Origin of the sequence: Kibdelosporangium philippinense, assembly GCF_021390435.2 — a bacterium.
In the GTDB taxonomy this organism is placed as follows: Bacteria; Actinomycetota; Actinomycetes; order Mycobacteriales; family Pseudonocardiaceae; genus Kibdelosporangium; species Kibdelosporangium philippinense.
On sequence record NZ_JAJVCN010000004.1, the window covers coordinates 1050482 to 1076785 of the forward strand.

Genomic DNA, 26304 nt, shown 5'->3' on the forward strand with positions numbered 1-26304 from the left:
ATGTTCAAAATCAAGCTCCCGATCCGCGTCGACGACATTGACCTCAATGGGCACGTCCGCGGGGCGGTGTATGTCGCTTACGCCGACCACGTCAGGTGGCAGTGCCTGGTCGAGGCCGGTGTCAACCCGCTGGACCTGCACACTGGCGGCATCGGGCCGATCAACCTGCGGACCGAGATCGACTTCCGCAGTGAACTGCTGATGGGTAGCGATGTCGAGGTGAGTTGCGAGTTCATGTGGGGCGAGGGCAAGACGTTCACCGTCGAGCAGCACATGCACGGCGAGGACGGCGCGCTGGCCGCGACCGTGCGCAGTGTGTCGGGACTGCTGGACCTGACGTCTCGGCGCCTGGTCGCCGACCCGGCCAAGCGTTTCCTGGAGTTGGCGGTCAAGCCGGAACTGATGGGTCTGCTGTGAAGAATTCGTAGCCGTGGCCGTCGGGATCAAGGACGTACACCCCGCGGCCGCCGCCAAGGTGGTTGATTTGGCGATCCCATCCACCCACATGACCGGATCCGTAGGCGATCTCGGGCGATCGAGCCAAGTGCGCCAGTAACGTGTTGAACTTCTCGTCGTCGACGAGGAACGCCCAATGGCCTGGGTGCGCGCCATGCCGGTCATCGAAGTCCAGCGTCAGACCGTCGTTCACCCGCAGCGGGATGAACGGCCCCACTGGCGCGCCAATCTCCAGTCCCAGCAGGTCAGCCAGGAATCGCGCGGCCGCCAGCTTGTCCGTGACCGGGATGATCGTGTGGTTCAGGACGATGCTCACGTGGCCTCCAATGCGTGTGATTCACACGTATTATAGGTGCGATTTGCACACGATGTAGGCTGTGGCATGGTGAGTGACGCCGATGGCGGGCCGGCGTTGTTCCGGCTCGTGCGATTTTGGTCTAGACGCTGGAGTGCGCGCGCGTCCGCGGAAGTGACCGGCGAGATGCGGCATGTGCAGCACATCCAGGCGGTCGAGGCCGTCCAGACCGCGAGTCAGGGCGGCGAAGCGACGGTGAACGCGATCGCGCACCAGCTCGGTCTCGACCACTCCGGTGCGAGCCGGATGGTCAGGGATGCCGCCGAAGCAGGGTATCTGGTGCGCACTGAGTCCGAAAAGGACAAACGACGAACGGTTGTGCGGCTTACCGAATCCGGTGAGCAGTTGCTTGCGGGCGCGCGGAATTGGCAGCGCCGCGTGTTCGATGAGTTGACCGAGAACTGGGAGGAACAGGACAGGGCCCAGTTCGCCGGCTATTTGCGGAGGTTGGCCGGCGAACTGGGTGTCTGAGGGTTACGGCCTAACAGTGACGCTCTGGCCGGGGCGCAGGCGAATGTTCTTGCGCCACGAGCCGAACTGCACCACGGTGTCGGTGCCGGTGGTGCTGTGGATGGTCGCGCTCGTGACCTTCCCGTCGCGCCAGGAGACGTCGACCGTGAAGCCGCCGCGTGCGCCGACACCGGTGATCTTGCCTGTCTTCGCCCACTGCGTTGGCAACGCTGGCAGCAGCTCGATCAGACCGGGCCGCGAGTACACCAGCATCTCGATCATCGCCGCGGCGCCGCCGAAGTTGGCGTCGATCTGGAAGATCGCGTAGCTACCCTGGCTGTACATGTCGAACAGGTTCGGCGCGGTGCCGTTCGAATTGCTGACCGACGGGCGCATCACGGTCTGGATCAACTGGTACGCGCGCTCAGAGTCCTTCAACCTTGCCCAGCACAGTGCACGCCACGCGCACGCCCAGCCGAAGCTGTCCATGCCGCGTGCGATCAGCTGCTGGCGCACGCCTTCCACCAGCTCCTTCGGGCTGGTGTCGTTCTTGATCCGGTCGCCGGGGAAGAAGCCGATCAGGCCGGACAGGTGCCGGTGGGTCGTCTCGCCGAGGTTGTCCGGGCTCATCCATTCCTGCAGCCAGCCGGACTTCGGGCTGACCTCGGGCATGTACAGCTTCTCCTGCAGCCCGGCGATGGTCTGCGCGTACGCCCGGTCCATGTTCAGGATCGTGCTCGCCGCACGGAAGTGCTCGAACAGGTCCCAGCACAGTTCCTGCGCGTAGGTGATGCCGATCGCGTCCTGCGGGCCGTGCTCCGGCGACCAGTCTTTGTCGGCGACCAGCTTCTGGCGCACCGGGTCCATGATCAGGCGGTGCTCCCAGAACTCGCACGCGCCCTTGAGCAGCGGGTAGATCTTCGCCAGGTACGCGCGGTCCTGCGTGTACTCGTAGTGCTCCCACAGCGAGTTGCAGATCCAGGCGTTGCCGCCGGAGTTCCACCACCAGCCGGAGCCGCCGTAGATGTTCGTCGAGTACGCCACCGCCCAGCCGCCGACTTTGCCGGAGCTGTTGCGGAACCTGTTGCGCGGATCGAGGAACAGTTCCTGCGTCGTCTTGGTCCAGCCGGGCAGCTGCGCGACGCAGTAGTCCGCGAATGGTTCGAAGCAGTCCGACAGACCCGCGCGGTCGGAGAGCCAGTAGTTCATCTGGACGTTGACGTCGGTGTGGTAGTCGGCCATCCAGTCGGGCGTGTTGTTGTGCACCCACAGGCCCTGCAGGTTCAGCGGCAGGTTGTCGCGTGAACCGGTGATCATCAGGTACCGGCCGAACTGGAGGTAGCTGGCTTCGAGCTCAGGGTCGGCGGCCGCGCCCGGCGTGCCGCGGACGACCAGTCGCGACCAGGTGTCCATCGACTTCTGCCGACGGGACGACTGTCCGAGGTTGACCGTCATGCGGTTGTACAACGACTGGTAGTCGCGGACGTGCGTGGCGAGCAACGCGTCACCGGACGCTTTGAGCGCCTTCGCCGCTTTGTCGCGCGCGATCGCCAATGGGTCGGCGGCCGCGTTCATATATCCGATTTCGTATCTGGGGATGTAGTTCGTTCCGCCGCTGATGACGATGACGACTTCGGCGCAGTCGGTGAACGTGACCTGGTCGTCCTTCAGCCCGATCTGGCCGCCCTTGCTCATCGCCTGGACTACTGCGGCGTACTTCAGGCCGTTGTCGAGTTTGCCGCTGATCGTGCCGTTGACGGTCGGCTCGTTGTGCGTGCCCGTGAGCGAGATGGTTCCGGTGTGCGTGCCGCGGCCGTTGCGCGTCAGGCGCATGACGATCACGTCGTCCGGGTGGCTCGAATAGACCTCGCGCCGATATTTCGTGCCTTTGTACTCGTAGGTCGAGGTCACGATGCCGTTGCTGATGTCCAGCGCGCGGCGGTACTTCGTGATCACGTTCGGCGTGTGCTCGGGGATGGACACAGCGGCCTGCGTCAGCACGTTGAACGTGCCGAAGTGGACACGTTCGTACGGGAACTGGCCGTCGTTGTCGAGCACGTCGTTCTTGTCACCGGCCCACAGCGAGACATCGGTGACGTAGAAGGAGTCGCTCGCGGGATTGCCTCCGACGAGCGCGCCTAACCGGCCGTTGCCGACGGGCAGGCCCTGCTCGATGATCCGGCTTTCGACCGCGGGCGCGAGGTGGAAGAAGGTGGTGGCGTCCTCATCGGACACCAGTTGGACCGAAGCCGGACGGTCGACGACCTCGGCCTGGGCGGTGAATGTCCGCAGCCCGCCGATCGCGGCTCCGGCGCCGAGCGCGCTGCCGGCTTTGAGAATGGTGCGGCGGGTGTGCGACATCGAACAACCCCAATCAGATATCGGATATCAGATACGATATGGATCGGATGATGTCACTGTGGTGATCGGGCCGTCAACGGTCAAACGTCGTAACTCTATGTCCCAATCTGGACAGATGTGATCGTAACCGATCACAACCGGTCTGTACTGGCTTGTTTGAGTCAAACCTGCCAAAGATCCAGGTAGATGGCTTGTTTTCGATGCATAAAAACCTCCGAGTCGGGCATCCGGAGTGTACAAGGCGGTTCCCTACCGACCGGTCGGTCATCGGGTCAATGTCGCCGAATCCAATACGCTTTGACTTATATAAGTGCGGGCCGTTTTAATGGACGGCATGCATGCGTTCGATGTGCTCGGAGACCCGGTGCGGCGCCGGATCCTCGAGCTGCTCGCCGACGGGGAACGGGCCGCCGGTGAGATCAGCGCGGTCGTGCAGGAGGAGTTCGGCATCTCGCAGCCGGGCGTCTCCCAGCATTTGCGAGTGCTCAGGGACAACGGCTTCGCGACCGTCCGCCCGGACGGCACTCGACGGCTCTACTCGGTGGATCCGGAACCGCTGAAGCAGATCGACGTCTGGCTCGACCGTTATCGACGGTTCTGGACCCAACGCCTCGACGCGCTGGGCACCGAGCTCGCGCGCGGCAAACGCGAACGCCGCGTTGCGGACGACAGGCAACGTCAGGCCGACAACTAGACTCCCGGCAGCCGTTCCAGGGAGGTACCGCCGTGCCACCGGTCAACCAGCAGCGCCGCGATGCCCTCGCGGACGCCGCCATCGCGATCGTCGCAAGTGAAGGCAGCCATGGGCTGTCGCATCGATCGGTTGACGAAACGGCCGCAGTGCCCCGCGGCACGACGTCGAACTACTTCCGGTCACGGGACGCGTTGCTCGAAGCGACCGTAAAACGCCTCGTCCATCTGCACTTCGCGTGGATCGAGGAGTTGCGCGCCAAACGCGAAGGCGAACTCGACCGCGTCGCGCTCATGGAGATCCTCGCGCAGGTCCTCGACGAGTCGGTGACCGTCCACAAGGACCGGTACCGCGCGATGATGGAACTTCTGCTGGAGGGCACAAGGCGGCCTGAGCTGCACGCGACTCTGGTCGAGACGTTCACGACCGGCGTGCAACTCGTGCACGACGCGCACCGCGCCGACGGTCTCGAATCGACCGACGAACAGATCCACCTGCTGCGGGTGATCTACGTCGGAACCCTGTTCAGCTTCATTGTGCTGCCGGAGACCCTGCAGACCATCGGTGCCGCCGAGACCACGATGACGTTGCTGAACACGGTCCTGAAGCAGTGACGGCTTTGACCGCTGACCCGTTCCGATATCAGATCCGATTTTAGTCGGCGACCGGGAACTCGGCCCGGACACCCAGCAGGCGCACCGGTTTGCGCAATTCGAACAAGTCGAGCACCTCAAGTGCGGCACGTTCGATCTCCGCCGGTTCACTACTTGGCGACGGCAGCGTAATGCTGCGCGTGTACGTCAGGAACGGCGCGAATCTAACCTTCACCGCGACGCGCGCCGCCGGGCGGCCCTCGTCGGCGACATCTTGGGCGACGCGTTTCGCCAGATAGGATATTTCAGATCTGATATTGGCGTAGTCGCTGATGTTCTCCTGGAACGTCACTTCGCGGCTGCGCGACTTGGCCACGTACGGCGTCGCTTCGACATTCGGGTCACCGGCGCCCAACGCGAGCGTCCGGTACCACGGGCCCATGTTCGGCCCGAACCGTTTGGCCAACGTGTCCGGATCCGAACGCGCCAACTGTTCGACCGTTTCCAACCCCAGTTCGAGCAGCTTCTTGGTCGTCTTCGGACCGATGCCCCACAGCGCGTCCACCGGCCGTTTGGCCATCACGGCCACCCAGTTGTCCCTGGTCAGCCGGTAAACGCCGGCTGGCTTCGCGAAACCGGTGGCGATCTTCGCGCGCAACTTGTTGTCGCCGATGCCGACCGAGCACGACATGCCGGTCTTCGCCGAGACCGCCTCGCGAATGTCAGCCGCCAGCAATTCCGGATCCTCGGTGCGCGCGCCGACGAACGCTTCATCCCAGCCGATGACCTCGACGATCACGGGAAACTCGCGCAATGTGGCCATCACGCGTTCGGACACTTCTTCATACGCGGGAGCGTCACTGGGCAGGAAGATCGCGTCCGGGCACTTTTTGGCAGCCGTCCGCAACGGCATCCCCGAATGCACGCCGAACTCCCTGGCCTCGTAGGACGCCGTGGCCACGACTCCGCGTTGCGTCGGGTCGCCCGTCCCGCCGACCACGACCGGCTTGCCCTTCAGTTCAGGGTGGCGCGCGATCTCGACCGCCGCGAGGAACTGGTCGAGATCGACGTGCAGTACCCAGTCAGCCATGGGCATGCGGTCAGTATCGCGTGATCACCCCGCGTGCCGCAGGAACAGCTGGCCCATCGCGCGGACGTAGTCCTTCAGTTCTGGCGGCTGGACCACCTCGAACTCGGCGCCGATCACGCCGACGACCATCGTCGGCCACTCGAACGAGTCGACCTTCATGATCAAGCGGCATGTCTCGTCGGTGATCGGCTCGACGGTTCCCCAATGCGCCACGTTTTCCTTGACCGTGCTGGCCGGAGCCTTGATTTCGAAGATCGCCTCGTACTGCGTCGGCCGCTGGTTCAATCGATCGCGGACGAACGCACCCGCGTCGCCGCCCGGCAGGTCGCGTTGCCGGAACCGCGCACCGGTCGGTTTCGGGTCGACCATCCGATCGGCTCGGAACGTTCGCCAGTCGTGCCGTTCCACATCCCACGCGACCAGGTACCACCGGCGCCCCAACGAAACCAGCCGATGCGGTTCGACGTGCCGCTTGGACTCGTCGCCGTCATACGTGGTGTAGCCGAATCGCAGACGTTCGTCATCACGGCAGGACGACGCGATCACCGTCAACGACATCGCGTCGACGGTCGCGTTCGTGTTGGCCCCGCCCCAGAACGTCGGCACGGTATAGCTGCGCAGCGCCTCGACCCTGCGCCGCAGCCGTGGCGGCATCACCTGGATAACCTTGGTCAACGCCCGCATGGACGTCTCTTCGATGCCGTCGACCGCGCCGCCCGCGGCTGTCCGCAATCCGACCGCGATCGCCACCGCTTCTTCGTCGTCGAGCAGCAACGGCGGCATGGCCGCGCCTGACTGAAGTTGGTATCCACCCGCGACGCCCCGGTTGGCGTCGACTGGGTAACCCAGCTCCCGCAACCGGTCGACGTCGCGTCTGAGTGTTCGTTGACTGACCTCGAGCCGGTCAGCCAGTTCGCTGCCCGGCCAGAACCGATGGGTCTGCAACAGGGACAGCAGTCGCAGCATCCGTGCACTTGTGTTCGCCATGGATTCAGATTCCCATCCGTTGCGGTCAGAAACTGACCTGAATGGATTCTAGCGTTGTCCCCATGACCGAAGCGATGATCGAGACAAGCGGACTGACCAGGCACTTCGCCGTTCGCAACGAGACGGTCGAGGCCGTCAAAGGGCTCGACCTGCGCGTCGAGACCGGAGAGATGGTGGCGCTGCTCGGGCCGAACGGCGCGGGCAAGTCAACCACCCTGCGGATGCTCACCACGCTGCTGGCGCCCACGTCGGGCACCGCGCGGGTGGCGGGTTTCGACGTCGCGACCGAGCAGCGCGGCGTGCGCAGCCGGATCGGGTACATCGGCCAGGGCAACGGCGCCGGGCACACCCAGCGCGGCCGTGACGAACTGGTCAGCCAAGGCCGCGCGTACGGCATGAGCGCTTCCGCGGCGCGAGCCCGAGCGGCCGAGCTGATCGAGTCGCTGGACCTGGCCGCGGTCGCCGATCGCGTGGTGTCCAACCTATCCGGTGGTCAGCGCCGTAGGCTCGACATCGCGATGGGCCTGATCCACGCGCCTGCGTTGCTGTTCCTCGACGAACCGTCGACCGGTCTCGACCCGCAGAACCGCGCGAACCTGCAGGAACACATTCAGCGCCTGCGTGCCGACCACGGCACGACGATCGTGCTGACCACGCACTACCTCGACGAGGCCGACTCGTTGGCCGAGCGGGTGATCGTGATCGACCACGGCCGCGTGATCGCCGACGACACACCCGCGCGACTCAAAGCCGAGCACGCCAGCGACCGCATCACCTTGACGTTCGACAACGCCGAGCAGGCCCATCGTGTGACCAAGCACCACGCACTCGGCATAGCCGAAGGCGCGACCGTGACCCAATTCGGTACTCAGGTTCTGCTCGAAGTGGACGGTGGCGCGCAGATCGCGCCAAAACTGCTGCGCAGCCTCGACGACGCGTTGATCGACGTTGCCAGCATCGAGGTCACCCGGCCGACGCTCGACGACGTGTTCCTCACCCTGACCGGCCGCAGCCTGCGTGAAGACGTTTCTGTGAAGGAGAACAAGGCATGACCACCATGACCATGAAGACCAGCCTCGTCACCGACGTTTTCACGGTGTTCGCCCGTGAGTTGCGGCCGGTGCTGCGCAACCCGTTCTCGGTGATCTTCACGATGGTCCAGCCGCTGTTCTTCCTGGCCCTGTTCGCGCCATTGCTACCAGGAGACTCGTCGCTGCAGTGGTTCGTGCCCGGCATTGTCGTGATGTCGTGCCTGTTCGGCGCCTCGGCAACCGGCTCGAACCTGCTGTATGAGATGCAAACCGGTTCGCACGAACGAATGCTGGTCTCGCCGTTGCGCAGGCCCGCGCTGATCATCGGCCGGGCGCTGAAGGAGATCGTGCCGATGCTGGCGCAGACGACGCTGCTCGTGCTGGTGACGATCCCGTTCGGATTCACGCTGAATATCGCGGGAGCCTTGATCGGCTTGGTGATCTTGGCGATCTTCTGCGTCGGCCTCGGTGCGCTGTCGTACACCTTGGCGTTGGCGTCGAAGGACCAGGAGTGGATGTTCTGGGGCGTGCAGCAGACATTGTTGTTCCCGCTGTTGCTGCTGGCCGGGATGATGCTGCCCATCGACAACGGACCGGAATGGCTGCAGACCATGGCGAAGTTCAACCCGCTGACCTACGTGGTCCAAGCGGAACGCCTGCTGTTCAACGGAACCATCGCGTCGGGAACGGTGCTGGCCGGTTTGGTCGCCGCGGTGGTTGTCGCGGTCGTCGGTCTGCTCGTCGGTACCCGCGCGATGCGCAAGGCCTGATGGAAAACGCGCCTGTCCTGGGGGTCAGGCGCGCTTTCTCATGACCACATTCCGCGATGCAGCGCCCACCGGGAAGCGGCGCTGCGCAGCGCCATTGTCATCCGGTTCGTGTGCGCGTCCACTTTGGCCTGCCAATACCGCGTCTGCGCGACCGCGAAAAGGTCTATCGCCTCGGGACTTGCCAGCGCCCAACTCGGCACTTTGGCCGCCCACTGCTCCGCGACGTGCGGTGGGTGTCCGCTGTAGACAAGCCACACCACCCAGCACGCCGCGTCGAGCCACGCCGCGCCGCGCGTCGCCCACGGCCAGTCCACCACGTGCACGCCGTTGGCGTCGGTGAGCAAGAAGTTGCTCGGGTTCATATCCGAATGCACCAGCGCGTCACCAACGAACGCCGCGGCATCAGACGGATCGTCCAGAAACCGGCACCACCGCGCTCGCGCCGTCTTGAGCTTGACGCCGTCGGGGCACGCAAGCCGTCCCATCGCCGTGATGCCGTCGACGATCAACGGCAAATCTCGCGAACTTGGGCCGTAATCGGCGGCACGTCCGGCGATGTGGTCGAACCCGATCAGATCCCAGCCGCCCGCCACGATTCGCCAGCGAACGCTCGGCGCCAGGGGAGCGAGGTGCGGGCCGATCGCGGCTTCGACGTCCTGCGTCCACCGTTCCTGGTGATCCAGCCGCATGCCTTTGACGAAAATCCGGCCGCTCGCGGTGTCGAGGGTCGCGGCCAGTTGACAGCTGTATCCCTCGGGCGAGCACATCACGCGGCCGACTGGTCCGGTGCGCTCGGCGACGGCAGCGACTACGTCGTCGGGCAGGTCATCCCACTCGTAACGTGTCCCCGGTTTCGGCGCGCCCATGGTCGCGCAACATACCGGACCGACGCCAACTTGTAACGCTCTGTCCCGACAGTTGGTGAACCCTTGGCCGATTTGGAACCAGGTATCCGATATCAGATATCGGATATACCCCGCATTCTGTCATGGTCCGCGGCTGTGGAGTCGGACTGGTAGTCGAGGGCTGCGGCGCCGTTGCTGTCCTCGCCAGATGCAACTGGCGCTCAAACTGCGGTCCTGAATGTCGGCGCTTGCGCATCCTCATGTGTTTGCCAGCCTCGACCTGTGGTCCCCATGTCTCAGTTCGGCCGCGCGATTTGCGCGTCTTGAAATGCGGTTTCGTGCTCTCCTTCGGGCGTCTCGCCGTTTGCGCTTCGCGTGTCCGGGCGTTCGCCGCGTTGTTGGCAACCGCGCCGCCTCTTGACTCCCGCCCTCTCTGCCTCTGTGTCAGACCCGTTGACAGAACTGATCTGGTAGTTGGCTGCGTACGGCCATGCGGTTCTGCTGATCACAAGCGACCTCGTTGAGATGGTCACCCTGGCGGATCGCATCGCGGTGATGTGCGGCTTCCATGTGTGCGGCGAAGTCGCGAACGACCACGTCTACGACTCGGTCGGCCGCAAGGTGATGGGCCTGATTCACGCGGACGCGCCGACATGATCCTTCGCGTCGACCTGACGGGTGGGCTGTCCACGACAACCGACGGCTCACTCGGAGTTCGTCTGCTGCTTGAGGAAACACACCCAAAGGTGTCGGCTTACCATCCAGCTCAACCAATCGTGTTCGGCATCGGACACCGCGCGTTGGCCATGCCCCGCTTCACCCTGACCGCGAAATCACCCCAATCGGGCGGAGTCGCGGAGTCCAGAGTGGAGGGACCATTCGGGCCTGCGCTCGGCCACACCGGTTTCGACGGCATCGTGCTGACGGGTCGGGCCGCTCGGCCCTGTTACGTCCTGATCGAAACGGTCAGGCAAAGGTGATCGACGCCGCGGATCTCTGGGGCCTCACCACCAGTAAGGCGACCGATCTGCTTGCGGCCCGGCACGGTCCGAAAACGCACGTGGCCGCGATCGGCCCGGCGGGAGAGAACCTCGTCCGGTTCGCGAGCCTGGTCACCGATCGCGGATACCCCGCAGCGCGGATGGGCGCGATATTCGGCGCGAAGCGTTGTAAGGCGGTCGCCATCGTCAACGACGACGAGCGCCCGATCGTCAACCCCGATGTCACCAACGACTACATGGCGCGCGTCACGACCAATCCGTTGACACGAAGCCAACTCGAGCCACCCGGTTTTGGCACGTGGCCTGCCGAAGGCGTAGTGAGGCCTCGCCTCGGACCGTCGAGCGGGTGGCTGGTCTGGTATAGCCGCTGCGGGTAGGAGCATCCTCACCTCCGTAGTTGTGGTGATGGAGGCGGGTTATGAGCGCGCATGTGGTGACGGTCAACGATGTGCTCGACGGGCATGTCGCGTTGGACATCCAGTGTCTGGACCGGATCTATCTCAATGCCTACGTGCCGAAGTTGCAGACCAGTGCGCAGGTGGTGGCGTTCCTGTCGGGTCACTTGGGGTATCCGTTCCCGTCTCCGGCGTTGTTCAAGCAGTTGGGTGACCGGTTCCGTCGTGCGGTGTCGGATTTCGCCGAGGCCAACGACATCCCGTGGGTGAAGTTCGGCAAGAACGACGTGGGTGGCAAGTTGGAGTTGATGCGTCCGCACCTGGACCGTCAGGCCGCGACTGGCCGGTCCGGTGTCGCGGCGATCGGGGTGGCACAGGAGTTCCAGCGAGTCTGGACCGCCTACGAGCGCCAAAGCCCGGTCGGGGCGGTGCAGTGGTGGTTCACCAAGGCCGGCCGGCGGGTGTCCTGTTACTACTTTTACCTGTGGGACATCGATTTCGGTCCGGCGTTCATCAAGGTGTGTACCTACTTTCCTTATCCGGCCAAGGTATGGCTCAACGGGCATGAGTGGGCCGAATGTCAGGCCGAGCGGGCCGGGATCGGGTTCACCGCACTGTCCAACGGCTTCGCGGCCACCGACGATCCGGTGGTGCTGCAAGCGATCTGTGACCGGCTCGGCCCCGGCGTGATCAATGTCTTCCTGCAACGCTGGTTCGCGCGGCTGCCACTGCCGTTCACCACCACCGATCGGGACGCCGGGTACTGGTGGGAGACCTCGATGCGGCAGATCGAGACCTCCCGCACGATCGTGTTCGACGCACCCCGGCATGCCCGCGGGTTCTTCGAGGCGCTCATCGCCGACAACCTCGATCTCGGTCGCCCGCACAACATCGAGATCATCTTCAACCGGCGTATCCGGCGCGACACCCAGGGGACGTTTCGCACCGCGATCGACCGCCGGGACAACGGCGGGGTGCTGGTGAACGTGTTCTCCAAGCACTCCCGGATCAAGCAGTACCTCAAAGACGGCCGGGCGATGCGCATCGAGACGGTCGTCAACGCCCCACGGGATCTGGGCTGCAATGCCCGGCTGCCCAATCTGGAGGAACTCTCGACGAAGGCGCGTGCCTGCAACCAGCGAATCCTGGATGCTGAACGTGTCGGTCAGGGTTGCGTCCTTGCGAGTCCAGCCTTTGAGCGGATCGCGCACCCCTCCGTGGACGCGGAGGGGCGCAGGACCCCGGCCCTGCGGTTCGGTGATCCTCGGGTCATGGCCCTGACCGGCGCGCTGTGTCACACCCTGCTCGCGGCAACCGGCTTCACCAACAAGAACCTGCGTGTCTTGATCGCCGGGCTGCTCGGCAGCGACTACCGCCCCGGACAGATGACCTACGACCTGCGCCGGCTGCGCCTGGCCGGGCTCATCCGCCGCCTGCCACACAGCAACCGCTATGTCCTCACCGAGGACGGCCTGCGCATCGCCGTGTTCTACACCAAGATCTACAACCGGCTGCTCGTTCCGCTCACCGCTGCCGACCAACCCCAGGCCCCGCCCGAATTACGCCAGGCCCTACGCATACTTGACCGCCACGTGGACGGCTATGCCGACCGGGCCCGGCTCACACCCGCAGCCTGAAACTTGACACGGATGTGAAGAAGCCTGCGACCAAAGATCACTAGGTGCAGATAAGCACATCGGATCAAAAGCGAGGCCCAGCAAGGAAACTCGTCACCGAGCTTGGCGATCTGGGCCGTCCGGCTCACGTGCTGAATTGTATGGGCCTCCGTGCCGAGGAATCGCGGGCACGGCTGAAGAAGTCGCGACTGTGTCGCGACGAGGCCGCCAGCACTGGCCGTCGCGCCATCGATACCTGGCTGCCGATTCACGACTGGACCGAAACCCAGGTATAGCAACGCATTCGCGCATCGGGTGTCCCATATCACCCGGCACGCGACCAGGGTATGAGCTGCCTGTCGTGCTCGCTGTGTGTGTTGACGAGCCGCAAGGATCTCGTGCGCGCCGCGCAACTGCGCCCGGAACTGGCCGCCGAGTACGCTGAACTGGAAACCGAGATCGGTCACCGGTTTCGCAACGATATGTCCATGGCGGACATCATTACGGCTGCGGAGCAGGCCGACACGGTGACGGTCTCCGACGACCAGCACCAACCACGCTGCCTGAAGCCCGCTCAGTGACAGGCCCGGCTAGCCACTCATGCGGAACCTGCGCCTTCAAACTTCTGCTCTGGAGCCGAACCCCGAAGTCGCATCAACTATCAAAGAAAGGGGTTTTGTCATACCCGAAACAGCCAACAACAACACCGTGCTGGACCTGTGGCACGAGGTGAAGCACCTCCTCGAAGGCATCTCGCGCGGACTGAAGTGGGCCGCGCACGAGAACCGCCAAGCAATGGAGCGACACCCCACCGAGCGTGACGTTCGGTACCACAGCTTTCCTTTGCTTCAGGCAACACACAACCTCATGGCCACGGAGTTCGTGTACCGATCCCACTGCCGCGAGATCTTGGAACGTCTGGCCAACAGCGCGGACACACGGCCGGGCACGGCCGCAGAGGTGTGCTGCATGTGCTGCCAGATCAGCCTCCGGACTCCGCTGAGGTCAGAGGCCGCCGGCCAGTACCTGCGCCTGCGCATGTGGACCGCTGCGTTCCCAGAACAACCAATGTTCGTCGAGCCCAGTGAGCATCACCTTGGAGGCTCCACAATCGACGAACTCGAAGCAACCGTGCGCCGCAAGCTGACCGTCAAGGACCGAGCTCTCACCGACGTCACCTGCACCGGTGAACACGACGGCGAGATCGTCCAGTGCAAATACGCCGGAGCCTGACCATCACGGTTCCCGGCCCGCCGGCCTGACCACACCCATGCTGACCGGACTTTCCCTTAACAGAAGCATAAATCAACCATGGAGGATGACATGGAAAGGAGCGCACCTGACGCCTCCCCGCACGTCGACACAACACAGACGCGCAGCGAGTCCATGAAAACCGTTCTGCTGCCCTGCGTTTGGTCGTACGGCATGGCTGCCGATTCAACGGTTATGGTGGCACCTCTCTGCTGTCGCAGGAATCCGTAACCCCCGTCGGCTCGGCGCGTGCGCCGTGTGCCCTTTTCTGGAGGATCTCGACTTTGCTCATGTACAAGACGTCACCGATCAGGGCGCTTGGCGCGCCGGGACTTGGCGGTGATGAAGCCCAGGTGCTGCGTCGTGCTGGTGTGGGTGACGGGCTGCCGTTCGTGCTCGGCCCTGACGGTTCGTACGACCTGGAGTTGAATCGGTTCGTGCGCGAGTTGGAGGGGTGGGGTGTGCGTTCGGAGCACTCGAAGGAGGCGTACGCGCGGGATTTGATGCTGTTCGGTCGTTTCCTCCACGAGCACCGTGGCGGGCGGTCCATTTGGGACGCTGAACAGGATGATCTGCGCGCCTACAAGCGGGCGCGGCGGCGGACGAAGGGCTTCACGGTGTCCGCGTCGACGTGGAACAGGTTCATCGTGGCGCTGGACAAGTGGGTCAAGTGGGCGATGCACGAGCAGCTGATCGACGCTCAGCCGTTCCGCATGGTGGAGAAGACGGTGCTGACGCCCCGCGGGCTGGCGCGGTGCATTTCAACGCCGAGCGTGAGGTCGAGGACGGGACCGGGCGGCTGCGGTTCCTGGCCTACGAGGACTACCTGGTGTGGCGGGACGTGTGGTTGCGGGGCAGCTGCCCGACGGCTCGCCGGATCCGAGTTGGCGTGGTCGGCACGGGCGAGCGCAACGGGGTCTTCGCTGACCTGTTGGTGTGCACCGGGATGCGGTTGCGGGAGGGGCCAGCCTTCTGGTCGGTGAGGTGGGGCCGCTGGCGGCGTGGCGTCCGACCGGAAACTTGAATCTCCCGGGGACGATCACCTAGCGCAGTCGGCCCCGGACGTTGTTCGTGTCGCGGCAGGGTCCTGCGCGATTTACACCATTACGTCGATATCGAACGCGACGAGTTGGTCGCACGCCGCCGCGCTGCCGGGCCTACGTTCGTGGGGACGGCTGGATCGCTGTTCGTGCCGCGGGCAGGTCGGCGCTTGACCTTCGTCGATGATGCAGAACTGCGACATTGTCAGGACGTATCGGAGACAGTCGTGCAGGAGTCTCGGTATTGCGCGCCGACGCGGAAGATGTCGCGAGACTCAGTACGTGCCCTCGCCATCGTCGTCGAGGCGTTTGGGTCCAAGGTGGATTGAGTTCGCTCCGTCGGCCTGGGTGATGCCGTTCGCGGCGGTGATTTCCCGGTGGTGTTGTCCGTTTCCGGCTGTTGAAGCGCTGGGGATGGGCGCAGCGAGGGGTGGTGGCACAGGTGATCGAGATATAGGTGCGGATCCGTAACTGCGGCGAGGTGCGGCTGTCAAAGGAGGGAATTAAAGTGAACGTACGCACGGTGACAGCGGCGGATCTTGGGCGCGTCCATGTTGTCGGGTGCGGCGGGGTGGGGATGAGCGGCCTCACGGAGATACTGCTGCGTAGGGGTTTCTCGGTGTCCGGTAGTGAACGATGCGACTGGCCATCGGTGGCGCGTCTGCGTGCATTGGGCTGCGTTGTCCGTTCGAGTCACGGCGAGTCTGCTGTGGACGATGCGGATACCGTGGTGTACTCCACGGCCATTCCTGACGATCATGTAGAACTTGTCGCTGCCAGGCGGCGCGGCTTGCGCGTGCTGCACCGCGCCGAAGCGCTCGCGGCCGTCATGACCGGCTATCGGAGTGTTGCCGTCACGGGGACACACGGCAAGACCAGTACCACTGGCATGTTGGTCACCGCGCTGCGGTACAGCGGGATCGATCTGTCCTTCGTGATCGGTGGCGACTTGGTCGGTCGCGGGTCGGCCGCGCACGGGCGAAGCGATCTGTTCGTGGCCGAAGCCGACGAGAGCGATCGGTCGTTTCTCCAATACACCCCGCACGCTGCGGTCGTGACCAATATCGACTCCGACCACCTGGATACCTACGGCGACATGGCCGGCCTGCAGGCTGCGTTCCTCCAGTTCTGCGGTCAGGTCCAGCCGGACGGTTTCGTAGTGACTAGTGCCGACGACCCGCACTGTCGCGCGCTGACCATGCTCGCACGGACGGAGGGGTTGACCGTGTACACCTATGGGCAGCGTGAGGACGCGGACCTGCGGGTGTCGGGCCTGTCGTCATCAGCGACCAGAACTCGCTACCGCGCAGATCTCGACGGCACACCGTTGGGCGAGGTCACCGTGCCGGTTCCCGGCACGCACCTCGGTCTCAACTCAGCCGCCGCGTTGTTGACCGCCGCCCGGTTGGGCCTCTCCGCGGAGAAAGCGATGGAGGGCTTGCGGACCTACCCGGGTGTGGGCAGGAGGTTCGAGCTCAAGGGCGTCGCTGGTGGTGTGAGGGTTTACGACGATTACGCCGGCCACCACGCGGCGCTGGCCGCCTCTCTGCGCACACTGCGTCACGTGGCGGGCAGCGGCCAGCTGATCGCTGTGTGCCAACCCTGTGGCACCTTCCGGACCCAGCACTTTCAGGCCGAGTTGGCTGCGGCGCTCGCCCTGGCTGACCAAGCGATCGTCATGGAGGTGTTCGACCGTACCGCGGCCAACGAACGAGGTCACCACGGAGCTGAACTGGCACAAGCAGTCCCCCTCGCAGCCGAGGCGAAGGCATTCACTGGTGACTGGTCCGACACGCTCGGGGAAGTGGCACGCCGGGCGCGCCCCGGCGACTTGGTCGTCACTCTCGGGGCGGCCCCGATGTCGGTCATGGCCGACCAGGTGCTCGACGCCCTTCGCGTGCGTGGGCCGGGAGGGTACCAATGACGTGTTGGTGGAACAGGGCTGGACAGGCGAGGACCAGCTGGGAGGATCGGCGGGCTCAGTCCTCGACCGAGTTGAGGCGCAGCCTCGCGGCCGACGCGGCATCTGTCCGGGACTTTCCGGTCGCATGCCGGTCAGCTTCTACCCCTGTGGTGTACGAAGTACGGCGGCCGGATCAGGCGGTGCGCTGTGTCAGCAGAGGCTGTGCCGCTGTCAGCGTGGTGACCGAAAAGCGTTGGTATCACGGCAGCCGTGAGGATCTTGCTGCGGTCCGCGCCGCAGTGGAGGTACCGGTCCTGCGACGGGACCTCGTCTTCTGCGAGTACCAGCTGTTGGAAGCCAGGGCCTACGGCGCGGACGCGATCTCACTGGTGCATGCCGCCCTGACCTCCGAACGGCTGGCCGAACTGTATGGGCTGGCCCTGCGGTTGAGCATGACACCGCTGGTGGAAGTGCACGATGAACGTGGCGCACGGCTCGCGGCCGAGCTGGGCGCGCGGGCGGTCTATCTCGACTTCACCGACCCTGCAGCCCAGGCCAGGGCAGCGGCGTTGCTGCCTCCCACGACGGTCACTCTGGCCGAGGCGGGAGCCGAAGTGGTCCTGCTCGGTGGAAGCATGATCGGCGATATTGTAAGGAGGGAGCCGTGAAACAGGAGCCCCGCTTACATGCGGTTACCTCTACAGAGCGCATCGCCGGACCAGCGGAGAGTCCGACGGAAGCCCTGGAGGTGGCCGAGCGGACGGTACTGGTGGCCGGTGCGGGGATCACGGGCTGTTCGGTCGCCCGTGTCCTGGGCGCAGCCGGTGCCCGGGTCACCGTTACCGACGATGTCGCCGACCGGCTCACCGTCCTCGCGGACGTCCCTGGTGTCACGCTTGCCGTCGGGCTCACCGAACCGCCGGAGAATACCGACTTGGTGGTCACCAGCACGGGCTGGCGGCTCGACAGCCAGCTATTCGTCGCTGCTGCTGCGCGCGGGATCGAGACGATCGGTGAGGTCGAACTGGCCTGGCGTATGGCGGCCGAACTAGCTGACCCGCCGACGTGGTTGGTGGTCACTGGCACCAACGGCAAGACCACCACTGTAGGCATGCTGGAAGCGATCCTGCGGACTGCCGGGGTGGACTCGATTGCGTGCGGCAACATCGGGCTGCCGGTAGTGGAGGTGCTCGGCGCCGGGTATCGAGTGCTGGCGGTGGAACTGTCCAGTCACCAGTTGCATTGGTCGCCCTCAGTGCGGCCAGCGGTCGGCGCGCTGCTCAACCTGGCCGAGGATCACCTGGATTGGCACGGCGACATGGCCGCCTACACTGCGGCCAAAGCGCGTGCGCTGACCGGTGCCATCGCCGTCGGCGGAGTCGACGATGACGCGGTGGCTGGTCTACTGGCCCAGGCACCCGCTGGCCGGAAGGTCGGGTTCACGCTCGCCGAGCCCGCACCGGGACAACTCGGTATATGCGACGGCGTGCTGGTGGATCGTGCCTTCGGTGTGGATGAGCAACTTGCCGAGGCCGCCGAAATCCGCCCACGTGGTCCTGCCGGGTGGGCCGACGCGCTCGCCGCCGCCGCACTTGCCCGCGCCTACGGCGTGCCGGCCCAGGCTGTGCGCGAGGGCCTGGCAACGTTCCGGCCAGCAGCGCACCGTGCAGAGGTGGTCGCCGAGGTCGACGGTGTGCGGTACATCGATGACTCCAAGGCAACCAATCCGCACGCAGCGTTGGTCTCCCTGCGAGCTCACGAGCATGTAGTCTGGCTGGCCGGCGGTCAGCTAAAAGGCACATCGGTGGACGCCCTGGTCGCGCAGACCGCTTACCGGCTGCGCGGAGCAGTGCTGATCGGGGCGGATCGAGACATGTTCGCGACAGCCTTGGCACGATACGCACCCGACACCCCAGTGCGGATATTCGACGCGGGAAACGATAGAGATATGACTGCCGCAGTGCGAGCGGCCAGCACAATGGCACAACCCGGCGACGTGGTGCTGCTAGCACCTGCAGCAGCATCGCGGGACATGTTCGCAAACTATGCGCAGCGTGGCGAGATGTTCCGCGATGCCGTTCTGGCATTATCCGGGCCAAGCCGAAATCGGAAATCTTCGTAGCCCAAGAGTTGTCGGGCGGCCCCGACTTCGAAGACGCGCAAGCGCTTGTTCGCCTCGCCGAAGACGTCGTCTGGCGTGCGGGTGAAGGAGCGCTCCTCGCCGACGGTGTCGCCAGGGCAACCCGCGTCTTTGGACCCATGACCGGGCGCTTCGCATTGTATTGCAAAGGGATCGAGATGCCCGTGTTCGATCCACGTGGCAATCAAGGGCTTGCGTTGGCGTTCGCGGTGCACCCATTGGGCCCACGCTACGACGCAGTGGAGCACGACATCGACTTCGACCCCGAATAGGGGAACGAACTATTCATCGCGAACGCGCCGGATTGTCCCGCCGAAGGGCCGCCGATGGATTCGTTGAGCGAAGCGAAGGTGCGGCTGGTAGCCAATTTGATGCAGCTGTGGAGCGGTTACGACGCACTAGGTATCTGCTTGTTCGCCGCGCCGCCCACGCGCAATCTGAGCGAAGCCTCGGCGGCGGAACTCGTTTCGGCCGTCACTGGGCGAAATGTCACTCCTGCCGGAATTCGTGCCGCTGGCAGGGAAAGGCTTTTCCTGATGCGGCAGTACAACCGGCGTGAAGGGCTGACTTCGGCAGACGACACTTTACCTGACCGTTTCTTCACGTTGGCTGTCGACAGTGGACGGCTGAAGGGCGCCGTGCTGGACCGGCGGGCGTTCACCGACGCCGTCGAACGATTGCGGGAGTTGCTCGGATGGCCGCCTGGTTAGGCTTGCAGTTCCTTGTATACCGCTGCGAGGCGATCGTTGGAAGCCTTGATGTGGCGAATCATCGCCTCCCCTGCCGCATCGGCGTTGCGGGCGGCGATGGCCTCGACTATCTGTTGGTGTTCCTGGTTCGTCTCCTCGGCAATGCCGACCTTGAAGTAGAGGCGGTAGCTGTGAGTGTGGGCGTGCAGGCGAGTGAGCGCGTCGACGATGAGCGGATTGCCGGACGCCTCGGCGATCAGCCGGTGCAGGTGCGCGTCGCGGATGGCGAAGTCCCGATATCCCTCGTAGTTCTCGCCTGCCGGGTGGACGGTCATGGTTTCGAGCACAGCGCGCATTTCCGCGATCTGTTCTTCGGTCGCGTACACCGTCGCGAGCTTGGCGGCGGGCGGTTCGAGAAGGATCCGCATCTCGACGAGGTGCGCGAGGCTCATCTCGTCCATCAGTGGCGCGACGACGTAGCCCGCGTGCGGTCGTTTCGCGACGAGGCCGTCGGATTCCAGCTTGGTCATAGCTTCGCGCACGGGCGTCGGCGAGACGTCGAGTTCCCTTGCGATGCCGTCGATCGACAGCCTCGCTCCGGGCGCCAGGTCGTGGTCCATCAGCATCTGTTTGATGGACTCGTAGACGGTGTCACGCAGCATGGTTCGTGGCGGCGGGGTCAACCGCGGCACGGGTACCGAGGCCACTGTGGATCCTCCCCAAATCAGTCGGCTTCTGCTGAATCTCCTGGCGCAGCAGCTGCCGAACAGCCGTTGACGATGATCAATCCGCACGGTATGAAGATTCAGGTTTCGTATCTGATATCTGATCCTACCGCACATCCCTGCACCGAGGAGCGACGATGACGTCGAAGTGGATCACGGCTGTCCTGGGGGCCGCGTTGGCGTTGCTCTCCGCGACACCGGCTGTGGCGGACCCTAGTGGTGCATCGCCGCCGATGGTGTTTGCCGCGTCCAACGGTTCGGGTGACAGATGCACGTATCAACGGCCCTGCTCGCTGACGCAGGCCCAGGTCAATGTGCGTGAATTAGCACCCCGTATGCGCTCTGACATCGTTGTCACCCTTGCCGGTGGTACGTACCAGCTCAACGCGCCGCTTACCTTCACCGAAGCGGACTCCGGTCGTAATGGTTACCAGATCCGGTGGTGGGCGCTGCCCGGCAAGCCAGCGGTCATCAGTGGTGGCATCCCCGTCGACGGATGGACGAAATCAGGGAACCTCTGGAGCGCCAAGGTGCCGCGCGACTTGGTGACTCGCCAGTTGTACGCCGACGGCGTGCGCTTGCCGCGCGCGACCGGTTCGCTGCCAGTCGGTCTGACCCAGACGCCGACCGGATTCACCGCATCGAATGACTCGCTTGCCTCCTGGCGCAACCCGGACAACATCGAGTTCGTCCTAGGCGACGGGCACGGCTCGTGGAGCGAGCCGCGCTGTGGTGTGAAGTCGATCGCGGGAACGGCGATCACAATGGACCAGCCGTGCTGGGACAACATGAAGTTGCCCATCGAACCGCGCGGTCCGTACGGCGACAACCCCCACGGCGGATTCCCTTCGTACCCGTCTGACGCTGTGCCAACCCGCGTCGAGAACGCCTACGAGTTGCTCAGCGAAGGCGAGTGGTACCTGGACGAAGCCGCGGATCGTATTTTCTATTTCCCACACGAAAACGAGGATGTCCGCAAGAAGCGTTTCGTGGCCGCCAAGCTCGAGCGGTTGGTCGGTACGTCGACCACCGCGGCCAAGCCGCTGCACGACGTGTCCTTCGAAGGGCTGGAGTTCGCGTACGCGACCTGGCTGCAGCCCAGCAGCGACGAGGGTTTCGTTGAGATGCAGGCCAACTTCACGCTGACCGGCGTCGGCGCGTCGAAGTCCCAGGGGCTGTGCAGTTACTCCGAGCCCAAGGGCACTTGCCCGTTCGCGTCGTGGACTCGTCCCTCCGCGGCGGTCGACTTGGTGGGGACCCGCAACGTCAAGTTCGTCCGCAACACCTTCCAGCACCTCGGCGGCGCTGGACTCGGCTTCCAGCACGGCGTGCAAAACAACTTGGTGCAGGGCAACGTGGTTACCGACGTATCGGGCATCGGCATCCTGCTTGGCGCGGTCGACGATCCGTTGCCGAAGAACGATTACGAGATCGCGACCGGCAACACGATCGACAGCAACTACGTGCACCACACTGGCGTCGACTTCACGGGCGCGCCCGCGATCGTGAACGGGTACTCCCGCAAGACCTCGATCACCCACAACGAGATCACCGATGTCCCGTATTCAGGGATCTCCTCGGGCTGGGGTGGTTGGCGAACGAACTCGGCGTTTCCCGACGAGAACCCGAATATCAACGCGGACAACGACATCTCGTACAACCTGGTCTACCGCAATATGCTCGTTCGCTGGGACGGCGGCGCCGTCTACACCAACGGCCCGCAGGGACGCAGCTACGAGCATGGCCTCACTATTCGCGGCAACGTCAACTTCAGCGGACTGAAGACCGCCAACAGCATCTACAACGATGAAGGCGGCGACTACGTCACCGTCACCGGCAACGTCCAGTACAACGACAACGGTGGGTTCAACGGTGGCTGCTCGACCACTGGACACATGCGACGCAAGGACAACTATCGCGTCGGCACGATGAACTCGTTCCCGTGCGCACCGGCGCCGGTCGGCGTCGAGGACCTCGGCGGCAACAAGCTGGTCGCGCAGAACCCGCAGGCCAGGGATATATCCAATACGATATTGGCTGCCGCTGGTTTGCGGCCGGAGTTCCGCGATCTGACGACGCGCACGGCGCCCAAGGTCGCGCTGGTCAGCCCGACCTGCACGGACGACATCCTGATCTCGGGATCCGGGTTTACCGACCGGGCGCGTGTGTCTCTTGGCGGACGGCCGGTAGAGCCCGTCACGTTCATTTCGTCGAACTACTTGAGCGTCAAACTGCCGCGCGGTTCGTCGGGCGGCGCAGTGACGGTCACGACCAAGTCCGGGACGAGCGCCGCGGACGTGGACGCGAACGCGACTTTGTGCCGAAGCCTGAGCACCACGTTCAGCAACGCGGGCATTACGTCGGATGGCAACACCCGAGCGGGCAATGTGGACGGTTTCGGCTACAGCTACTCCGCTGAGGCGTTGGCCGTTCGTGGAGTTACCCCTGGCGCACCGGTGCGCACGCATGGCGTCACCTTTGCGTGGCCCACCGCGTCGCCCGGTTCGCCGAGCAACACTTTGGCCGCCGGTCAGACGGTCGGCGTGTACGGCTCGTCGTCCACTTTGGGCTTCCTGCTGACGAGCACATATCCAACATCCGGTAGGGGAACGGTCAACTACACCGACGGCTCGACACAGGAGTACACGATCGGCAGCCCGAACTGGGCAGGTGACTTGCCAGCAGGGGTGTTCCCGGCGATCACGACGCCGTACCGCAACGGGCCGAACGGGCGGGATGACCGTCCGGTGCACATCTTCTACGCCGGGGTGCAGCTGGACGCGTCGAAGACGGTGAAGAGCGTCCGGCTACCCAATATCGGATCTGAAATAGGACCGGACGTTCCGGCGATGCACATTTTCGCCGTCGCACTCGGCGGCAAGCCGAACCTGGCGCAAGGCAAGATCGCCACGCAGTCAGCGGACGCGTGGGGCGGCCCAGCCGCGCGCGTCGTCGACGGCGACAGCAACGGCACGTGGAACAACAACTCGGTCAGCCACACCGAGATTCAGGACCACGCGTGGTGGCAGGTCGACCTCGGGGTGACGAGCCAGCTGAGCCAGGTCAACGTGTGGAACCGTGTCGATTGCTGCCCGGAACGTCTCGACGACTTCTGGGTTTTCGTGTCCGCGACGCCGTTCGACACGTCGCTAACCCCGGCGCAGCAAGCCGCGAAACCCGGAGTGTGGTCGGCGCACCAGACCGGACGGGCACCCGTCGTGACAACGCTCAAGCCGAACGTGCCGGGGCGCTATGTGATGGTCCAGTTGGCGGGCCGCAACTACCTGTCGCTGGCCGAGGTCGAGGTCTTCGGTGCGCAGCCAGCCGCCGAGGACTGGGTAGGCACCTGGGGAGCGGCTCAGGGCGGCCCGGCGACCTGGGCGAGTAGCGGCTTTCCGGACTGCGCGTTGCGCAACATCGTGCACACGAGCGTCGGCGGGACCGAAGCACGGATTCGGTTCTCCAACCGGTTCGGCACCGGACCGCTGGAGTTGCGGACGACATCTGTGGCCATTCGGAGCGAAACCGGAAGATCGGATGCGATATCTGGAACGATGCGGCAGTTGACGTTCGCGGGCCGCAAATCGGTCACGATCCCAGCCGGTGGCGAAGTGGTCAGCGACCCGGTGGCGATGGCGATCCCGGCCGACACGGACCTCTTGGTCACCACGTACACGCCGCGTGGCGCGCAAGGGCCGGCGACCTATCACCCATCGGCGAACCAGATCTCCTGGCTGACCGAGCCGGGGGAGGACTACACGCTGGAGGAGTCCGGCGCCCGATTCACCCGCGAGATGGGATCGTGGCTCTACGTCGAAGAGGTCGATGTCCGAGGTTCCGGTGCGAAGGGGACGGTGCTGGCGTTCGGCGACTCGATCACCGACGGCGGGTACACGACCACCAACTCCAACCACCGCTGGCCGGACTACCTGGCCGACCGGACGAAGGAGTTCGGCATCGTCAATTCCGGTCTGTCGGCGAACCGGCTGATGCGTGACGGTGAGGACCCCGCATGGGGCCGTGCCGGAATCGCCAGGATCGACGACGACATCATCAACCGCACCGGCGTGCGGACGGTGATCTTGTTGCAGGGCATCAACGACATGATCCACGACCCGCGCACGAAGGATCCCGCCCTGTTCGCCGCGGGGTACCGCGAGTTCGTGGCGCGCATGCACGCCAAGGGAATCAAGGTGATCGGCGCGACGGTCACCCCCATCAAGGGTTGGGGCGGATACGACGACCAGTTGGAAGCGACCAGGCAGGGCATCAACGAGTTCGTGCGCACCAGCGGCGTGTTCGACGCGGTGGTGGACTTCGACAAGGCCATTCAGGACCCGGCCGACCCGTTGAAGATCAAGCCGGAGTTTGACGCGGGCGACCACCTGCACCCGTCGGACGCCGGGAACGCGGCGCTTGCTGCGGCTGTCGACCTGAGCAAGTTGTAACCCCAGGGAAAATCGGCCCGTCGTACCTGCGCGCAGATCCCACGGGCCGATTTTCGTTTGCTGCAACTGTGGATTATTAACCGGACCTCAGATCATGTCCGCAGGGCCGACCGGCTTGCCGAGCAACGAGAGCAAGTTGTTGATGATCACGATCCCGAAGGTCGCCAGCGCTTTCGGCGTCGCGATCGACGAAATCACGGTCTTCGTGCTGCACCCGTTTGAAACCGGCTGCCCGCCAAGGCGGTCCTTCAACCAGTTCAGCGCGTCCGGCGCACCCGTGATGACCAAAGCGATGTGTTCGCTGACGATATCGCGTTGATACGTCACCCGGCTCCCGCCCGCGCAGTACTTCTTGACCACCGCGTCCGTGTCCACGCTCGGCACCAGTTCGTCATTGACGGAGTGGTACACGAACACGGGCGCCGTCGGATTGTGCTGCCCCATCGTGACTTCGGCGAGGACCTTCTGTGGCACCGGACGGCTCAGCGGATCCGGAATGCTGAAGTACTTGAACAGATCCTTGAACGCGAACTCGCCCGCGTTCGCGTGATTGCACTGTGTCCGCGCCTTCGCGAACGCGGCTTTCCCCTCGGCCGTCAGATACGTGTCCATGAACTCGGCCAGTTCTGGATACGCGTGGCTCAATCCGGCGATACCGCTCATCGCGATTCCGGCGAATGGCCCGCGGTTCGCTCCGAGCAGCACGTTCTTCGGGCTGACCGGCAAGCCGCCCTCCGCGATGCCCTTGATGGTCAACTCGGGCGCGTAGCTCGGCTGCAGTTCGGCGGCCCACCCAGACGCCAGCGCGCCACCCGAGTAACCCCAGAGTCCGATGTTCGTCTGCGGCCCCAAACCCAATGGGGTGAAGTTCTTCGCGGCCCGGATGCCGTCCAGTGTTGCCTGACCGGCCTGCTTTCCGGCGACGTACGCGCTGCGCGGGCCCTCGTAGTCCGGGACCGAGACCGCCCATCCCTGCTGCACGGCCGCGTTGATGAGCAAGATCTCCGCCTGGGCGACGATGTTGTCGTTTCCTGCGCCCTGTCGCAATTGGTAGGAGATCGCGCATTGCGGCGCCGCGCTGTCCTCGGCTACTTGATACGACAACAGCGGCCTTGTCGCTGACGGTCGAGCGCCCCACGGCAACAAGACTGTCGTCACGGTTGCCTGCGGATTGTTCTTCTGGTCCGTGGTTCGGTAGAGAAGCTGCCACGCCTGAACCTTTTGCGGCAAAGCGCCAAACGCTGCGATGGAGACCGACCGGGAACGCAGGACGGTGCCCGGTGCGGTCGATTCATAGCCGCTTGGCGGCTGGTAGAACGGGTCGCTCTGCGGTGGAGGCGGGGCCGCGGCGGCCGACGAAGTGCCGACCGCCATGGTCGTCAACGCGGTCAACAGCGTGGCGCTGACCAGTGCGGCGACCCTGCCTCTCCGTGCACCGGTGAACGTCGTTGTCATTGCCGGTCACCC

The 26304-nt window shown here is 64.6% G+C and carries 22 protein-coding genes and 3 pseudogenes; 18 read left to right on the plus strand and 7 right to left on the minus strand.

The window, feature by feature from the left end; translation table 11 throughout:
- Positions 1-417, plus strand: a complete 417-nt coding sequence (locus LWC34_RS47800; protein WP_233732316.1) for an acyl-CoA thioesterase — start codon at positions 1-3, stop codon at positions 415-417.
- On the opposite strand, the gene LWC34_RS47805 is transcribed toward LWC34_RS47800, so the two are convergent.
- On the minus strand, positions 389-772 hold the full coding sequence (locus tag LWC34_RS47805) for a VOC family protein (RefSeq protein WP_233732323.1): 384 nt from the start codon (positions 770-772) through the stop codon (positions 389-391). The genes LWC34_RS47800 and LWC34_RS47805 overlap by 29 nt on opposite strands.
- Before the next feature lie 69 nt (positions 773-841).
- Here LWC34_RS47805 and LWC34_RS47810 point away from each other — a divergent pair, with 69 nt between their 5' ends.
- Positions 842-1282 (plus strand): MarR family winged helix-turn-helix transcriptional regulator, encoded by a 441-nt coding sequence (locus LWC34_RS47810; protein WP_233732326.1) that lies wholly within the window; start codon positions 842-844, stop codon positions 1280-1282.
- A 3-nt stretch (positions 1283-1285) separates the two neighbouring features.
- On the opposite strand, the gene LWC34_RS47815 is transcribed toward LWC34_RS47810, so the two are convergent.
- Positions 1286-3622 (minus strand): glycosyl hydrolase family 95 catalytic domain-containing protein, encoded by a 2337-nt coding sequence (locus LWC34_RS47815; protein ID WP_233732328.1) that lies wholly within the window; start codon positions 3620-3622, stop codon positions 1286-1288.
- 334 nt (positions 3623-3956) lie between these two features.
- On the opposite strand from LWC34_RS47815, the gene LWC34_RS47820 reads away from it, so the two are divergent.
- Together LWC34_RS47820 and LWC34_RS58450 are read left to right on the plus strand one after the other, a co-directional pair.
- Entirely contained in the window at positions 3957-4316 is a 360-nt protein-coding gene (locus tag LWC34_RS47820) for an ArsR/SmtB family transcription factor (protein WP_233732336.1), read from the plus strand.
- Between the two features lie 32 nt (positions 4317-4348).
- A complete protein-coding gene (locus LWC34_RS58450; RefSeq protein ID WP_233732339.1) occupies positions 4349-4927 on the plus strand; it encodes a TetR/AcrR family transcriptional regulator in 579 nt (192 codons plus the stop codon).
- A gap of 40 nt (positions 4928-4967) precedes the next feature.
- Here LWC34_RS58450 and LWC34_RS47830 read toward each other — a convergent pair whose 3' ends face one another.
- Together LWC34_RS47830 and LWC34_RS47835 are read right to left on the minus strand one after the other, a co-directional pair.
- Positions 4968-6002: a DNA polymerase IV gene (locus LWC34_RS47830; protein ID WP_233732341.1), complete on the minus strand. Its 1035-nt coding sequence runs from the start codon at positions 6000-6002 to the stop codon at positions 4968-4970.
- 18 nt (positions 6003-6020) lie between these two features.
- Complete coding sequence (locus LWC34_RS47835) at positions 6021-6983, minus strand: helix-turn-helix transcriptional regulator (RefSeq protein WP_233732343.1); 963 nt, start codon at positions 6981-6983, stop codon at positions 6021-6023.
- Between the two features lie 74 nt (positions 6984-7057).
- On the opposite strand from LWC34_RS47835, the gene LWC34_RS47840 reads away from it, so the two are divergent.
- Positions 7058-8035, plus strand: coding sequence for an ATP-binding cassette domain-containing protein (locus tag LWC34_RS47840; RefSeq protein WP_233734106.1), 978 nt, complete (start codon positions 7058-7060; stop codon positions 8033-8035).
- On the plus strand, positions 8032-8784 hold the full coding sequence (locus LWC34_RS47845; protein WP_233732345.1) for an ABC transporter permease: 753 nt from the start codon (positions 8032-8034) through the stop codon (positions 8782-8784). Before LWC34_RS47840 ends, LWC34_RS47845 begins: the two co-directional genes overlap by 4 nt.
- A 38-nt stretch (positions 8785-8822) precedes the next feature.
- Here LWC34_RS47845 and LWC34_RS47850 read toward each other — a convergent pair whose 3' ends face one another.
- Positions 8823-9650, minus strand: a complete 828-nt coding sequence (locus LWC34_RS47850; protein WP_233732347.1) for a hypothetical protein — start codon at positions 9648-9650, stop codon at positions 8823-8825.
- A gap of 453 nt (positions 9651-10103) precedes the next feature.
- On the opposite strand from LWC34_RS47850, the gene LWC34_RS47855 reads away from it, so the two are divergent.
- The 11 genes and pseudogenes from LWC34_RS47855 to LWC34_RS47900 all read left to right on the plus strand — a co-directional run bounded on the left by LWC34_RS47855 (position 10104) and on the right by LWC34_RS47900 (position 19685).
- The gene (locus LWC34_RS47855; RefSeq protein ID WP_233732350.1) at positions 10104-10286 is read left to right on the plus strand and encodes a hypothetical protein; all 183 of its coding nucleotides are present in this window, start codon (positions 10104-10106) and stop codon (positions 10284-10286) included.
- Positions 10283-11007, plus strand: a pseudogene (locus LWC34_RS47860) (aldehyde ferredoxin oxidoreductase N-terminal domain-containing protein). The gene LWC34_RS47855 and the pseudogene LWC34_RS47860 overlap by 4 nt, the downstream one beginning before the upstream one ends.
- Positions 11008-11048: 41 nt before the next feature.
- Complete coding sequence (locus LWC34_RS47865; RefSeq protein ID WP_233732352.1) at positions 11049-12662, plus strand: hypothetical protein; 1614 nt, start codon at positions 11049-11051, stop codon at positions 12660-12662.
- Positions 12663-13018: 356 nt separating this feature from the next.
- Positions 13019-13222 (plus strand): hypothetical protein, encoded by a 204-nt coding sequence (locus LWC34_RS47870; RefSeq protein WP_233732355.1) that lies wholly within the window; start codon positions 13019-13021, stop codon positions 13220-13222.
- Positions 13223-13349: 127 nt separating this feature from the next.
- A complete protein-coding gene (locus LWC34_RS47875; RefSeq protein WP_233732358.1) occupies positions 13350-13874 on the plus strand; it encodes a hypothetical protein in 525 nt (174 codons plus the stop codon).
- Positions 13875-14182: 308 nt separating this feature from the next.
- Positions 14183-14569 (plus strand): annotated as a pseudogene (locus tag LWC34_RS59210) (site-specific integrase); the annotation flags it as partial.
- Between the two features lie 77 nt (positions 14570-14646).
- A complete protein-coding gene (locus tag LWC34_RS47880) occupies positions 14647-14916 on the plus strand; it encodes a hypothetical protein (protein ID WP_233732361.1) in 270 nt (89 codons plus the stop codon).
- Positions 14917-15455: 539 nt separating this feature from the next.
- The gene (gene murC / locus LWC34_RS47885) at positions 15456-16856 is read left to right on the plus strand and encodes a UDP-N-acetylmuramate--L-alanine ligase (protein ID WP_308200294.1); all 1401 of its coding nucleotides are present in this window, start codon (positions 15456-15458) and stop codon (positions 16854-16856) included.
- Entirely contained in the window at positions 16853-17503 is a 651-nt protein-coding gene (locus LWC34_RS47890; RefSeq protein WP_233732364.1) for a beta/alpha barrel domain-containing protein, read from the plus strand. Before murC ends, LWC34_RS47890 begins: the two co-directional genes overlap by 4 nt.
- Before the next feature lie 74 nt (positions 17504-17577).
- Positions 17578-18957 (plus strand): UDP-N-acetylmuramoyl-L-alanine--D-glutamate ligase, encoded by a 1380-nt coding sequence (gene murD, locus LWC34_RS47895; RefSeq protein WP_233734109.1) that lies wholly within the window; start codon positions 17578-17580, stop codon positions 18955-18957.
- Between the two features lie 8 nt (positions 18958-18965).
- A pseudogene (locus LWC34_RS47900) lies at positions 18966-19685 on the plus strand (aldehyde ferredoxin oxidoreductase C-terminal domain-containing protein).
- Here the strand turns inward: LWC34_RS47900 and LWC34_RS57565 are convergent.
- Complete coding sequence (locus tag LWC34_RS57565; protein WP_308200257.1) at positions 19682-20371, minus strand: GntR family transcriptional regulator; 690 nt, start codon at positions 20369-20371, stop codon at positions 19682-19684. The pseudogene LWC34_RS47900 and the gene LWC34_RS57565 sit on opposite strands and share 4 nt — an antisense overlap.
- A gap of 155 nt (positions 20372-20526) precedes the next feature.
- On the opposite strand from LWC34_RS57565, the gene LWC34_RS47915 reads away from it, so the two are divergent.
- Positions 20527-24837, plus strand: a complete 4311-nt coding sequence (locus LWC34_RS47915; protein ID WP_233732373.1) for a GDSL-type esterase/lipase family protein — start codon at positions 20527-20529, stop codon at positions 24835-24837.
- Between the two features lie 87 nt (positions 24838-24924).
- Here LWC34_RS47915 and LWC34_RS47920 read toward each other — a convergent pair whose 3' ends face one another.
- On the minus strand, positions 24925-26292 hold the full coding sequence (locus LWC34_RS47920; protein WP_233732379.1) for a lipase family protein: 1368 nt from the start codon (positions 26290-26292) through the stop codon (positions 24925-24927).
- Between the last annotated feature and the right edge of the window lie 12 nt (positions 26293-26304).